Annotated in this window: 12 protein-coding genes; 6 read left to right on the top strand and 6 right to left on the bottom strand. The window is 35.6% G+C overall.

Going from position 1 to position 14,892, the window contains the following annotated elements; translation table 11 throughout:
- Positions 1–2 precede the first annotated feature (2 nt).
- Positions 3–1,697: a M23 family metallopeptidase gene (locus C245_RS0118550; RefSeq protein WP_017498114.1), complete on the bottom strand. Its 1,695-nt coding sequence runs from the start codon at positions 1,695–1,697 to the stop codon at positions 3–5.
- 179 nt (positions 1,698–1,876) lie between these two features.
- Here C245_RS0118550 and C245_RS0118545 point away from each other — a divergent pair, with 179 nt between their 5' ends.
- From C245_RS0118545 to rny, 3 genes are all read left to right on the top strand, one after another.
- Positions 1,877–2,167 carry a Mis12-Mtw1 protein family gene (locus C245_RS0118545; RefSeq protein WP_017498113.1) on the top strand — a complete coding sequence of 97 codons (291 nt, stop codon included), beginning with the start codon at positions 1,877–1,879 and terminating at the stop codon, positions 2,165–2,167.
- A gap of 10 nt (positions 2,168–2,177) precedes the next feature.
- Entirely contained in the window at positions 2,178–2,471 is a 294-nt protein-coding gene (locus tag C245_RS0118540) for a cell division protein ZapA (RefSeq protein WP_017498112.1), read from the top strand.
- Positions 2,472–2,680: 209 nt separating this feature from the next.
- Positions 2,681–4,243, top strand: coding sequence for a ribonuclease Y (gene rny / locus C245_RS0118535; protein WP_017498111.1), 1,563 nt, complete (start codon positions 2,681–2,683; stop codon positions 4,241–4,243).
- A gap of 264 nt (positions 4,244–4,507) precedes the next feature.
- Here rny and C245_RS0118530 read toward each other — a convergent pair whose 3' ends face one another.
- The 3 genes from C245_RS0118530 to C245_RS0118520 all read right to left on the bottom strand — a co-directional run bounded on the left by C245_RS0118530 (position 4,508) and on the right by C245_RS0118520 (position 7,738).
- Positions 4,508–6,028 carry a PAS domain-containing protein gene (locus C245_RS0118530; protein WP_017498110.1) on the bottom strand — a complete coding sequence of 507 codons (1,521 nt, stop codon included), beginning with the start codon at positions 6,026–6,028 and terminating at the stop codon, positions 4,508–4,510.
- A gap of 152 nt (positions 6,029–6,180) precedes the next feature.
- Positions 6,181–7,077 (bottom strand): site-specific tyrosine recombinase XerD, encoded by an 897-nt coding sequence (xerD, locus tag C245_RS0118525; protein WP_017498109.1) that lies wholly within the window; start codon positions 7,075–7,077, stop codon positions 6,181–6,183.
- 79 nt (positions 7,078–7,156) lie between these two features.
- The gene (locus tag C245_RS0118520) at positions 7,157–7,738 is read right to left on the bottom strand and encodes a porin family protein (protein ID WP_017498108.1); all 582 of its coding nucleotides are present in this window, start codon (positions 7,736–7,738) and stop codon (positions 7,157–7,159) included.
- 403 nt (positions 7,739–8,141) lie between these two features.
- Here C245_RS0118520 and C245_RS0118515 point away from each other — a divergent pair, with 403 nt between their 5' ends.
- The 3 genes from C245_RS0118515 (at position 8,142) to C245_RS0118505 (ending at position 12,077) form a co-directional block, all read left to right on the top strand.
- On the top strand, positions 8,142–8,702 hold the full coding sequence (locus C245_RS0118515) for a porin family protein (RefSeq protein WP_017498107.1): 561 nt from the start codon (positions 8,142–8,144) through the stop codon (positions 8,700–8,702).
- Positions 8,703–8,904: 202 nt separating this feature from the next.
- The gene (gene aroQ, locus C245_RS0118510) at positions 8,905–9,318 is read left to right on the top strand and encodes a type II 3-dehydroquinate dehydratase (protein ID WP_017498106.1); all 414 of its coding nucleotides are present in this window, start codon (positions 8,905–8,907) and stop codon (positions 9,316–9,318) included.
- Between the two features lie 269 nt (positions 9,319–9,587).
- Positions 9,588–12,077, top strand: a complete 2,490-nt coding sequence (locus C245_RS0118505) for a DUF5686 and carboxypeptidase regulatory-like domain-containing protein (RefSeq protein ID WP_017498105.1) — start codon at positions 9,588–9,590, stop codon at positions 12,075–12,077.
- A 486-nt stretch (positions 12,078–12,563) separates the two neighbouring features.
- Here the strand turns inward: C245_RS0118505 and C245_RS0118500 are convergent, their stop codons facing one another.
- Positions 12,564–13,439, bottom strand: a complete 876-nt coding sequence (locus C245_RS0118500; protein WP_017498104.1) for a cation diffusion facilitator family transporter — start codon at positions 13,437–13,439, stop codon at positions 12,564–12,566.
- 99 nt (positions 13,440–13,538) lie between these two features.
- Entirely contained in the window at positions 13,539–14,852 is a 1,314-nt protein-coding gene (murA, locus tag C245_RS0118495; RefSeq protein WP_017498103.1) for a UDP-N-acetylglucosamine 1-carboxyvinyltransferase, read from the bottom strand.
- Between the last annotated feature and the right edge of the window lie 40 nt (positions 14,853–14,892).

The following is a 14,892-nucleotide window of genomic DNA, read 5'->3' as shown; positions in this document are numbered from 1 at the left end:
TTTTATTTTTGTTGGCTTCTAAAAAAATGAGTCTCAAAGATAGCAGAATTTCCTACATTATCAATCACTTCAATTTTTAAATCATTTGCTCCTTCAGCAAGGAGAGTATCATCAAAAGTATGTGTTATTTTTCTTGATTTACTTTCATATTCAAACAGAATCCAGTTTCCATTAAGATAACCGTTGTATGATTTGATTCCGGAAGAAGCATCATTAATGATAAATTCTATCTTTTTAACTCCGGTAATCCACTTGTCCTGAATTGGTTTTACGATTTTAATGACAGGCGCTATAGTGTCCAGAACTAATCCGAACTGCCCTAATATTTTTGATTTGGCAGTAAAAACATCGCCTTTTCTTACTGTTCCGTTATAACTGGCGGAGTTTCCGTTAAATCTTCCAATAAAAAGTTTATCTCTTAAAGCCTCCGGAAACGAGCTGTCCTTAATCGTAATGGTAAAATTGGAATGTACAGGAACGGTATCGTCATGAACGTAAATACGGTTATTTTTAACATCAAAGTTTAAATTAAAATCATCATAAAAAGTTCCAGCCGGAAAAAACACAGACATATTATCTTTTTCAAAATTTGAATCTTTATTGACTTTAATAAAGTATTTTGAAGTTATTGGCTCCTCTTTTACAACTGGCGTCGCCGTATCATATTCAACCGGAACAGTAACCGTGCTTAAATTCCCAAAATAATCCGAAACCTCAATTCTGTAAGTGGATGCTAAATTAGGTTCGGCCGAAACAATTCCACGCAAGGAATCGGTTTTAATAATGCTCAACGCGTAAGGTGTTTTCATAAAGAGTTTCTGAACCCGCTGACCTGACTTTTTATATTTGCCATAATCGATAAAAGCATTTATGTATCGCATCTCATCGAAGGAATAGGTATTGAATTGATAATTGTAATTTTGATTTCCGTTTAGAAAAGTAGAAACATTAAAAACACCATTTTTATTAAACGAAACATCATCATAATCTACCGCAGAAATTCCGAAACCAATCCTACCATTGGCTTTTACTTTACCAGCCAGATAAGTCCCGTCCTTTTGCAAGGCCACATTCAGCAACAAAGGCTGTTTGGACTGATTTACCGTCGCATTATCCATAGGATACACATACACACCAGAAATATTAGGTTTTTTAGTGTCTTTTAGATTTTTATCGAAACCAAAAAATATGGGATTAATCACAAATTCTGTTTTAGTATCCCGAATTTCAAAATGAAGATGCGGTCCTTCTGATGAACCTGTATTGCCGGAAAGTCCAATCAGATCACCTTTTGTAACCGGTAATTCGTTGGGTTTTGGAAACATTTCAATCTCATAAGCCTTTTCCTTATAATGTGTTTTGGTTACATAATCTAAAATTGATCCTACCGGAGTTTGCAAATGTCCGTATACCGAAGTGTATCCATTTGGATGTGTAATGTAGATGCATTTACCGTTGCCAAAAGTCGAAATTTTAATTCTCGACACATATCCGTCAGCAATGGCGTAGACCTTTAATCCTTCTCTCTGATTCGTTTTCAAATCAAACCCCGCATGGAAATGATTTGGTCGCAACTCCCCGAAATTACCGGAAAGCTGCATCGGAATATCCAGCGGCGGACGAAAATAATCTTTTGGATATTGCGTCTGCGCAAAAATAAACGGACTAAAAAGCAGGGCAAGTAACGAAAATCTCATAAGTAACATTTTTGCTAAGATAAAAAATTAAGAAGCGAAAACCGAGTATAACGCCACAAAAATACAATCGATTGAATTTCATTCGTTTGTTTATTTTTAATGTAAAAAAATCGATAAAAAATTGCATTAATAAAAAGGAATACTAACTTTGTAGGATTAAGTAATGAATAGGATTTATAATGAGTGTAATTGCCGAAATAATTGATACTCTTGAATATAAAGTCGAAAAGCTTTTTGAGAAATCAAAAGGCCTGGAGCATAATAATCAGGCTTTACAATTAGAATTAGCCAAAGCTGCGCAAATTATCCAGAAACAATCTGAAGAAATTGAAGCTTTGAAAAAGCAACATGAAACACTTAAGATCGCCAATTCGTTACTCGGCAGTGACAACAACAAGAGAGAGACAAAGCTTAAAATAAATTCATTAATTCGCGAAATTGACTACTGTATAGCACAGTTATCCGATTAACCAAGACGACATGGACGGAAAGCTTAAAATTAAAATATCAGTTGCAGACAGAGTTTACCCTTTAACGGTTGAACCTGCTCAGGAAGAAGGACTCAGAAGTGCTTCTAAAAAAATTGATGCTATGATCAAGCAATTCGAAGAAAGTTATGCGGTTCGTGACAAACAGGATGTTCTGGCGATGTGTGCCCTGCAATTTGCATCGCAAGTCGAACAAAAACAAATTGACAATGCAATCGATGGAGAAGAAACTATCGAAAGAATTAAAAGATTAAATGCGCTATTAGATCAATATCTCGAAAATTAAACGTTCTTTTACAACAACTAAGATACTGCCTACATTAGTTCACAATTGGTAAACTCAACACTAACAATTTAGAATGAGCAAATCGTCGCTACTATAGTATGCCATGCTTCGGCTTGGAAACTTGAACAGTGAGTTAGCTCAAAACTTGTCTTTACGAGTTTATTCAAGCAATTAATGTAGGCTTTTTTTATATATAAATTTTAACAAACATGGACATAATAACGATCATTATTTCAGGCGTTATAGGAATTGCAGCAGGTTTTGCAATTGCTAAAATCATCGAAAAAAGCAATATTTCTAACCTCATCAAAAACGCTAAAAAAGAAGCAGCTTCCATTTTAAAAGATGCTAATTTAGAAGCCGAAAATATTAAGAAAGATAAAATCCTTCAGGCAAAAGAACGTTTTATCGAACTAAAATCAGAGCACGAACAAGTTATTTTAGCAAGAGATAAAAAAGTAGCAGAGGTAGAAAAAAGAGTACGCGATAAAGAATCACAAGTTTCTAACGAACTTTCGAAGGCAAAAAAAGTAAACGACGAGTTTGAATCTAAAACACAGGAATACAACAACAAAATTGAAGTTTTAGACAAAAAACAAACTGAAGTTGACAAACTACACAAAAGTCAATTGCAACAGCTTGAAGTAATCTCAGGACTTTCTGCCGAAGAAGCAAAAGAGCAATTAGTAGAAGGATTAAAAGCCGAAGCTAAAAGCAAAGCAATGTCTCACATTCAGGACACTATTGAAGAGGCTAAACTTACTGCTCAGCAAGAAGCGAAGAAAATTATCATCAATACGATCCAGAGAGTTGGAACTGAGGAAGCAGTTGAAAATTGCGTTTCAGTATTCAACATTGAATCTGATGATGTAAAAGGTAGAATCATTGGACGTGAGGGACGTAACATTAGAGCTCTTGAAGCCGCAACGGGAGTTGAAATCATTGTTGACGACACACCTGAAGCGATCATCCTTTCTTGTTTCGACCCTGTTCGTAGAGAAATTGCTCGTTTATCTTTGCATAAACTGGTAACAGACGGACGTATTCACCCTGCAAGAATTGAAGAAGTAGTTGCTAAAACAGCGAAACAAATTGACGACGAAATTATCGAAGTTGGTAAGCGTACTGTTATCGACTTAGGAATTCACGGTTTACATCCTGAATTGATTAAAGTTGTAGGTAGGATGAAATACCGTTCTTCTTACGGACAAAACTTATTACAGCACTCAAGAGAAGTTTCTAAACTTTGTGGTATCATGGCTGCCGAATTAGGCTTAAACGTAAAATTAGCCAAAAGAGCTGGTTTACTTCACGATATTGGTAAAGTTCCGGATACTGAAAGTGATTTACCTCACGCCTTACTAGGTATGCAGTGGGCAGAGAAATATGGTGAAAAAGAAGAAGTTTGCAACGCTATTGGAGCGCACCACGACGAGATCGAAATGAAATCATTACTTTCTCCGATTGTTCAGGTTTGTGATGCTATTTCAGGTGCAAGACCGGGTGCAAGACGTCAGGTTTTAGATTCATACATTCAGCGTTTGAAAGACCTTGAAGAAGTAGCTTACGGATTTAGCGGTGTAAAAAATGCATACGCAATTCAGGCTGGTAGAGAACTTCGTGTCATTGTAGAAAGCGAAAAAGTTTCTGATGACAATGCTGCGAATTTATCTTTTGAGATTTCACAAAAAATCCAAACTGAAATGACTTATCCGGGGCAGGTAAAAGTTACTGTAATTAGAGAAACCAGAGCGGTTAATATTGCCAAGTAATTTCTATCATTATTCATAAAAATAAAGGCTATCTTAAACAAGATAGCCTTTATTTTTTATAACACTACGGTCTGGTAATTTACACTTAGCTCATCAGTCTTCGACTTCGCTCAGACTGACACTCACCTCTTCGCCCAGACTCAAATTTTCGACTTCACTCAGGACGGCAACCGTGATAAACCGTCCTAAATATTGATACTAACATTATCAATAAAACTACAGCCAAGACTACTGTCACTGCAACTGAGACTGCAACACCCCCCCCTAAATATCGTTAAATATAATTTTAAAGCTCGTTCCTACTCCCACTGTACTTTCTACCGAAATACTCCCCTTCATTGCCTCGATTTGATTTCTGGTAATATAGAGCCCTATTCCCCTTGCCTCCTGATTTTTGTGAAAAGTTTTATACATCCCGAATAATAAATCACCGTACACCGCCAAATCGATTCCCAAACCATTATCTGTAATTTTTAATGATTTGTAACCGTCCGGTTCGATTGAAAAATCAAAAATAATAACAGGATCTCTGTCCGGATGCGCATACTTTATAGCGTTTGTTGTAAAATTCAGCAAAACACTTTCCAGATAAGCCGGATTAAAATTAATTGTCAAATACCTTGGAACATTATTTATAATTGTAACTTTCTTATGCTTGTCGTACCCTCTAATGGTTGAAATTGTTTTCTCAATATATTCTGAAAGCTTTAATGGCGCCACAGCAATATTGATATTGCTTTGTGTCTTTACAATCTGAGTTAAATTGGCAATCGTATCGTTCAGATCATTAGAAACAGTTCGTAAATGTTCCAACATTTCGTTTACAGTTTGTTTGTCAACATCCGCGTCAATAAAATCCAGGATCGACTTTATATTTCCGGCCTGCGTATTCAAATTATGCGAAACGATATGTGAAAAATTCACCAATCGGCTATTTTGATCGCTGTACAATTTCATCGTTTTTAAGAGTTCCAACTCCTTCTCTTTCTGCAAAGAAACATCAGTATGTGTCCCTATTACACGCAATGGTTTTCCATTTTCATCCCTTTCAATAACCTTTCCACGATCCAGAATCCATTTGTAATTACCGCTTGAAGTCATGACGCGATGGTAATTTTCGTAATATGGGATCTTATTATCAAAATGCTCCTGTATATCCGAATAGTACTTTGGAAGATCTTCGGGATGCACAATCTTATCCCAACGTTCCGGATCATCGAAAATATCAGCAGAATCCAATTCCAAAATCTTTAACGACAATGACGAATAGAAAACCCTATTAGTTACCATATCCCAATCCCAGATTCCGGCAGTAGAGGCCTCCAGAGCAAATTGAAAACGCTCTTCAGAAATACGTAGTTTTTCTTCCTTATCTTTTAGTTCCGTAATATCCGAAACATGTCCAAAAAAGCTAACACGCCCGTCAGCGGACTGCTCTGTTTTAGCAGAAACCTTAAACCATCGCATTCCTTTTTTGGGTAAAACAGCTCTAAATTCGACATTCCAGGGCTTTGCTTCTTTACGTGCTTTGACTAAAGACTGAAAAAACAGATCACGATCCTGGGGAAAAATACGATCGTAAATGACCAACTTAATATCATTGGTAAACTCTTTTACACTAAGTTCAAAAATATCGTCAGCTGATTTACTGACCAGAGGGAAAGTATACCTGTTTTCGCTGTCAACAACAAACTGAAACAGCAGGTCCGGCATTTCGGCAAGTAATTTTTTATAAAAATTATTTACCTCTAAGCAATTCTCATTTCCATATAAATCAAAAACCATATATCACTTATTTATGTAGATTGAAATATTAAAACAATGATCCCAATAGTAAAAAACAAAAGCTGAAATTGGCTCTTTTATTCCCTAATTACCACAAAATATTATACAATATATCACTTTTTTGATTTAAAAACGACTTCCGGCTTCAAAAATTACTTCCGTGGATGAAAAGATAACATTACCTCTTTCAAAAAACTCCTGTCTAAATGCACATAAATTTCAGTCGTAGTAATCGATTCGTGCCCTAACATCAATTGAATTGATCTTAAGTCGGCACCATTTTCAAGTAAATGAGTTGCAAAAGAATGCCTTAACGTATGCGGACTGATACTTTTATGGAGGTTAATTTTTACCGCGAGATCTTTTATAATGGTAAAAATCATGGCGCGTGTAAGCTGATTTCCTCGCCTGTTCAAAAATAAAGTATCTTCACAACCTTTTTTTATTTTAAGATTCACCCGAATCTCCTTCTGATAAATCTGAATGTATTTCTGAGCAAATTTACCCACCGGAACAAAACGCTCTTTATTTCCTTTTCCGGTAATTTTAACGAACCCTTCTTCAAAAAATAAATCTGAAATTTTTAAAGAAACCAATTCCGAAACCCTAAGTCCACAGCCGTACAAAGTTTCCAACATAGCGCGATTACGTTCCCCTTCATTGGTACTCAGGTCAATTGCCGCAATAAGAGAATCAATTTCATCTAAAGACAACGTATCAGGCAATTTCCGTCCTGTTTTAGGAGTTTCGATCAGTTCCATCGGATTGTCGTTTCTGTAATCCTCAAACACGAGATAATTAAAAAAACTTTTCAATCCCGAAATAATTCTCGCCTGTGACCGTGGATTGACTTCTTTAGCTACCGCATAAATAAACTGCTGAACCGTTTCGTCATCAATCTTTATGGGAGAAATCTCTATACTATTGGTTTCCAAAAAAAGACACAAGCGTTCAATGTCAAAACCATAGTTTTCGATCGTGTTTTTAGACAAACCTCTCTCGATGCGCAAATACGACTGATAATCTTTTATGTAACGGTTCCAATTCATAGCTACAAAGTAAAACATTTTCAGGCATAAAAAAACCTTCCGGATTAGGGAAGGTTGCAAATTTTATTGTTGGATAAAATTAGAATTTGTATGCTAAAGATAACACAAGGTTACTGTTTTTAGCACTGTCATAATAATCATCTGAATTATCAATATCTTTATCAGAAAGCGGAGATAATCCGATTGTGTAACGAAGACCTACTGAAAGATTATCCGTGAAATTATATCCGGCTCCAAGATTAAATCCTAAATCTGCTGATCTGGTAAAATCTTTAATATTCTGACTATCTGCTTTAGCTGACAATAAAACACCTAATTGTGGACCAGCTTCAACGCTGAATTTTTTATCAACAATATAATATTTTGCTAGTACAGGAATATTCAAATAATTCAATTTAATATCAGTATCATTACCAACAGGTCCGTCTACTTTAGTTCCCTGAGCAGAAAACAAAAGCTCCGGTTGAATAAAAAATCTTTGAACCACATGAATTTCTGCAAAACCTCCAACGTGAAAACCTACAAGAGATTTAACATGATCCACATCTCCTCCAACTACTGTCGAAATATTAAGACCTCCTTTTACTCCAAATCTGGTCTTTTGTGCATTAGCAAAACCAAATACCATTACTGCCATAGCAGCCAAAATTATTCTTTTCATTACAATTTGTTTTTTGAGTTATTCAAAACAAATATAAAGATAACCTTATTAAAAAAGAACTTGTATGCTAATTAATAAATTGGTAAATACTGTTTTATCACCCTATCAACAGACCTTTCTTCTTCATTACAGCCCAATATTAAATCTATAATATCAAAATAAACTTACGAAATAAAAAAATTCAAAAACATAATTTGAAATACAATTCTTACCAAATAATGAGTGCGTCTCAAAAAACCAATCACAAATAAACTTCTTAAATAGAGCCAATTACAGACCTAAAATCAAGAAAAATGGGAAATTTAGTAATTATTTAAACCAAAATATAAAACAATAAATTCCTAATTCTGTAGTTTTGACTAATAAATAACATTTAAAAAAATCAAATTTTAAAAACACTTTTATGAAAAAGATAATTTTAGCAGCTGTATTGTTTATCGCAACTTCAGCTACAATTCAGGCACAATTAGTACAATTTGGAGTTAAAGCGGGGGTTAACTTTGCGAGCCAAACCGGAGACGCAGGTCTTCAGGGTGTAGCATTTGACAAAGAGGGAATCACTAGCTATCACGTAGGGGTTGTTGCAGAACTTAAATTGTTAGACAAATTTGCTATTCAACCGGAGCTTTTATATTCTACTCAGGGAGCAACTTACAAAAATGCTGTAAATGAATTTAAAAATGAATTAGGCTACTTATCTATTCCTGTAATGGCTAAGTTTTACTTAAACGATACTTTTAGCTTAGAAGTAGGTCCTCAGGCTTCCTTTTTATTAAGTGAAAAGAATAAGTTTGATGTTAAAGATGCACAAACTTTTGAGTTCGGTCTTAATGCCGGATTAGGAGTAAAACTTACTAAAAGCATTTTTGTTCAGGGTCGTTATGGTCTAGGATTAACTGAAGCTTCTAAAAATGCTGATGTTAAAAACTCAACTTTCCAGATCTCTGCCGGATTCTTGTTCTAAAAAATATATCACATACTTTTACCAAAACCGTTCTATTAATTGGAACGGTTTTTTTATTTTTACAACTGTTCAATGGCAATGGCAAAAATCAATGACAATGTTAATGTTAATGTTAATGTTAATGTCAATGTCAAAATTCAATGATACTATCAATTGTTTTACATTTCACATATTACATTTCACATATCACACCTTACTATCCATGAAAATCTGCATTATCAACGGACCCAATTTGAATCTTTTAGGAAAAAGAGAACCGGAAGTTTACGGAAGTCAAACTTTTGAAGATTATTTTGCAACGTTGCAGGCTAAATTTCCAAACATTGAACTTTCGTATTACCAAAGCAATATTGAAGGCGAATTGATTGGAAAAATTCAGGAATGTGGTTTTAATTTTGACGGAATTATTCTGAATGCCGGAGCCTATACCCACACGTCTATAGGATTGGGCGATGCCATGAAAGCCGTTACTACTCCCGTAATCGAAGTACATATTTCAAATACTTACGCCCGAGAGAGTTTCAGACATCAGTCGTATTTATCCGGAAATGCCAAAGGTGTTATCCTTGGTTTCGGACTAAAAAGCTACGAACTGGCCATTCAGTCTTTTCTGTGAGACGTAAAACGTCAGATGTGAAATGTCAGATGTAAACTGCAGGATGTGAGCTGTAGGCAACAGGTTAATATTTTCACCGATTACTATTTTTTGATTCTTAAAACGTAACCAAATGCAGTGTTCCAGGATTTACAACTTAAACAAATAAAACAGTTCAGATCACATCTCACATTTCACACTTAACATCTTACATTTAACATCTTACATTTAACAAATTTTTAATAGCCTCATTTTTAACTTATTCTATTTTTGTGAGAGATACAACTCTCATGAAAAACTATACTTTACTTGCCTTTTTATTCTTTTCAATTTCAAATTTCGCCCAAATTAAAGGAACAGTAACCGATGAAAAAGGTACTCCATTGCCCTTTGTATCCATCTTTGAAGAAAACACCTATAGCGGAACTACTTCTAACGAGCAGGGAAAATATCAGCTTACCGTAAAAGAGCCAGGCAAAAACAAAATTATTTTTCAATATCTGGGATATAAAACTCAAAAAATAACCATTTCTGCTAACGCAAAAACGACGCTGCCGGATGTGAAAATGACTGAGGAAAGTTTTGCTTTAAACGAGGTGGTAATTGACCCGAAAAACAATCCTGCCAACACCATTATTAAAAGTGCTATTGCAGCAAAAAAAGACAACTCCGACAAAATTGCACGATATACCGCCGATTTCTACTCCAAAGGAATGTTTAAGGTAAAAGACTTACCGAAGAAGATTCTGGGGCAAAAAGTAGATCTGGGTGACGATCTTGCATCGAATTTAGATTCTACCGGAACTGGTATTTTGTATTTATCAGAAACCATTTCTAAGGTTACTTTTGAAAAACCTAACAAATTAAAAGAACGCATTATTGCTTCTAAAATCTCAGGAAACAATAGGGGATATAGCTACAATACTGCTTCACGGTCGACTTATGATTTTTATGAAAACACGATAAACTTCGACACCAAACTCATTTCTCCTATTGCCGACAATGCTTTCGCTTATTATAAATACAAACTCGAAGGTACTTTTTTTGACGACAACAAACAGCAGATCTACAAAATCAAGGTAATCCCAAAACGTGATAAAGAACCTGTTTTTGAAGGCTACATTTACATTGTAGATGACAGCTTTGCCATTTACGCCATCGATTTAGACATCAAAGGCTATCGCATGAAAAACGAATTCACGGAGGTAATGAATCTAAAACAAAATTTCACCTACAATACACAAAATAAAATCTGGATTAAAAATGCGCAAACCTTAGATTTCACCGCTGGCCTTTTTGGTATTAAATTCTCCGGAAAATTTGCTTATATATATTCCAATTACGACTTTCCTGCTTCGTTTGAAAATAAAACATTCGGTAATGAAATTGTCTCTTTCGAACTCAACGCAAATAAAAAGGATGATGCTTTCTGGAACAACATTCGTCCAATTCCTCTAACCATTGAAGAAAGTAACGATTACACTAAAAAGGATAGCCTGCAAATAATCAGAAAATCTCAAAAATATACGGACTCCGTTGATGCCAAAAACAACAAATTTAAAGTTCTGGATGTCTTAATGGGCTACGACTATAAAAACACCTACAAAAGACATTCTTTCGAATATAAAGGATTGTTGAATTTGGCTTCGCTAAGTTTTAATACCGTTCAGGGATTCAATCTGGATTCCGGTTTCTCTTTTAAAAAATGGAGTGAAGACGAAAGTAAAACGACTTCGTTAAGCACCACTTTTAATTATGGTTTTTCAGATGAACGCTTTAGGGTTACTGGAGAATTCAGCCATAAATTCAACACTATAAATCACGCTACGATCAGTGCCTCAGGAGGGACTAAAGTAGCACAATTCAATAGTGCCGAACCCATAACCAAGTTAGTCAACTCTGTAAGTTCTTTATTTTTTAAAGACAATTACATGAAACTGTATAATTTAGAATTTGCACAGATCAACTATTCGCAAAACGTGCTAAATGGTGTTAGTCTCAACGCAAAATTGGGTTATGAGCAGCGAAAACCGCTTTTTAACACCACCGATTATTCTTTCTTTAAAAGAGAGGACTTATACTCTTCCAATAATCCATTAGCTCCAAACGATTTTACCACTCCTGCATTTGAAAAACATCATCTGTTTAAAACAGCTTTAAGTGCCCGAATTAACTTTGGAAACAAATACATTTCGAGACCAGATGGGAGATATAATTTTAAAAACGACAAATTTCCAACACTCTTCTTAAATATTGAAAAAGCATTTGCAGCAAGCGAAAAGAAATATGAGTTTGAAAAAATAGGAGCAGCAGTTCTCTACGATTTATCTTTAGGCAATAAAGGTGTTTTAGGAATGAGTTTTAAAGCCGCCAAATTCTTTAATGCCGATAACATTTCGTTTGTCGATTATAAACATTTTAACGGAAACCAGACTCACATTGGCACAAGCAGCCGTTACCTGAATGTTTTCAACCTGATGCCTTACTACACCAACAGCACTAATGACAGTTATTTTGAAATGCATCTGGAACACAACGACAAAGGCTATATTATGAATAAAATACCGTTGCTAAATCTTTTAAAATCAACTCTGAATATTGGTTTTCACTCGTTGGCCATACCACAAAAAAAGCCTTATTCTGAGTTTACAGCCGGTTTAGACAATTTAGGATTTGGGAAGTTCAAAATCTTCAGAGTAGATTATGTTCATTCTTATCAGGGAGGCATTCAGCAAAATGGCGTTGTCTTTGGATTGAAGATTTTGAATGTTCTAGACTAGAAAAAGTTACTAAGAAACTAAGGTTCTAAGATTCTAAGTTTTTTCTTAGCATCTTAGAACCTTAGCCACTTAGAATCTTTCCCCTCAATATAATCATCTCCTATTCTATAGGAAGAATTCAGCAAAATGATTAGCAAAAGCTACTGAAAAACTAAAATCCTAAGGTTCCAAGTTTTCCCTTAGCATCTTAGAACCTTAGCCACTTAGAGTCTTTTTCCTCAATATAAGCATCTCCTATTCTATAGGAAGAATTCAGCAAAATGATTAGCAAAAGCTACTAAAAAACTAAGATCCTAAGATTCTAAGTTCTTCCTTAGCATCTTAGGACCTTAGCCACTTAGAGTCTTTTTCCTCAATATAAGCATCTCCTATTCTATAGGAAGAATTCAGCAAAATGATTAGCAAAAGCTACTAAAAAACTAAGATCCTAAGATTCTAAGTTCTTCCTTAGCATCTTAGGACCTTAGCCACTTAGAGTCTTTCTCCTCAATGATAATCATCCGGTTCAATATGAATCAACACATTGCCCAATTGCGGAATTTTTTCTTTTAAAGTATCTTGCAGTTTGTGCGATAGCTCATGCCCTTCTTTCACCGAAATTTTAGCCGAAACTATGGCATGAAGGTCTACGTGATATCGCATTCCTGCTTTACGGATAAAACATTTTTCGGTACCCAGAATACCCGGAACAGTTAAAGCCTTTACACGAATTTCTTCGACTAAATCATCATTCAGATTTTCGTCCATAATTTCACCTAAGGCCGGTCTGAAAATTTTATAACTGTTGTATAAGATAAAAAAAGCAGCAAAAAGTGCCGCCCAGTCATCTGCTGATTCATACCCCTTCCCCATAATCAAGGCGATAGAAATTCCGGTAAACGCTGCTACCGAAGTGATTGCGTCACTACGATGGTGCCAGGCATCTGCCGCCAATGATGAGCTGTTGGTTTGTTTGCTTCGTTTCATCACCAGACGAAATGAATATTCTTTCCATATGATAATAGCGCCCAAAACATAAAGTGTCCATGATTTTGGCAAATCATGCGGAGTCTGGATGTTAGCAATACTCTCATATCCGATAATAGTCGCTGAAGTAATCAGAAAACCAACCACCAAAAACGTAATTAAAGGTTCTGCGCGACCGTGACCATAAGGATGATTCTCGTCTGCCGGTTTATTCGAATACTTAATTCCGAACAGAACCAAAAATGACGAAAAGATATCGGTTGTCGATTCGATTGCATCGGCAATTAGGGCATATGAATTGCCAAAAAAACCTGCCAGCCCTTTTAAAATGGCTAAGCAGGTGTTTCCTATAATACTGAAATAAGTAGCTTTTACAGCTTTTTGTTCATCTGTCATTTAACTACGTTTATATTTTTTTAGCCACGAATTCACGAATTATACAAAAAATTATAATCTTAGTTTAAACTCGTGAATTCGTGGCAAGTATTCCTACGTTTACGCTCTCACGATTTTTGCTCCAATTGCTCTCAAACGCTCATCGATACGTTCGTAACCACGGTCAATTTGCTCGATATTTTGGATTGTACTAGTTCCTTTTGCTGAAAGAGCGGCAATCAACAAGGAGATTCCTGCACGAATATCAGGAGATGACATGGTTGTTGCTTTCAATTGAGACTCAAAATTATGCCCCATAACCACCGCTCTGTGTGGATCGCACAACATAATTTTTGCTCCCATATCGATTAATTTATCTACGAAAAACAAACGGCTTTCAAACATTTTCTGGTGAATTAAAACATCGCCTTTGGCTTGTGTCGCAACAACCAGAACAATACTCAATAAATCAGGAGTAAATCCTGGCCATGGCGCATCAGCAATAGTTAAAATAGAACCATCAATATCTGTTTTTACCTCATACCCGTCTTTATGAGCAGGAATGTAAATATCATCATTGCGTTTTTCAATGGTAATTCCCAATTTTCTAAAGGTGTTTGGAATCAAACCTAAATTTTCCCAGCTCACATTTTTGATCGTAATTTCGCTTTTTGTCATCGCCGCCAGACCAATCCATGAACCAATTTCGATCATATCCGGAAGAATTCTGTGCTCACATCCACCAAGGCTTTCAACACCTTCAATAGTCAATAAGTTTGAACCTACTCCGGTAATTTTAGCTCCCATAGAGTTTAACATTTTACACAACTGCTGTAAGTAAGGCTCACACGCAGCATTGTAAACAGTTGTTGTTCCTTTTGCCAAAACAGCAGCCATGACGATGTTTGCTGTTCCGGTTACTGATGCCTCATCAAGCAGCATATCTGTTCCGGTAAGACCTTCCTCAGGAGATTCTACTCCATAGAAATGATCTTCTCTGTTGTATCTGAATTTTGCTCCAAGATTAATGAAACCTTCGAAGTGTGTATCTAATCTACGACGTCCAATTTTATCTCCTCCAGGCTTCGGAATATATCCTTTACCAAAACGTGCCAAAAGCGGTCCGACAATCATAATAGAACCACGAAGAGCTCCACCTTCTTTTTTGAAAGCTTCAGTTTCCAAATAACCTACATTAACCTCATCTGCCTGAAACGTAATCGAACCCGGCTCATTTCGTTGGATTTTCACACCTAAATTACCCAATAAAGTAATTAATTTATTGATGTCAATAATATCGGGAATATTATTAATTCTCACTTTATCCCCCGTTAAAAGCACGGCGCATAAAATTTGTAATGCTTCATTTTTTGCTCCTTGCGGAGTGATTTCTCCTTTTAAAGGTGTTCCTCCTTCGATTTTAAAAATTCCCATATTTCTTTTTTAGGTTCTAAGGTTCTGAGATTCTCAGGTT

The organism is Flavobacterium sp. WG21 (assembly GCF_000335775.1).
Classification (GTDB): domain Bacteria; phylum Bacteroidota; class Bacteroidia; order Flavobacteriales; family Flavobacteriaceae; genus Flavobacterium; species Flavobacterium tructae.
Note: the sequence above shows the minus strand (reverse complement) of the source record. Positions and strands in the feature narration are given on the sequence as shown.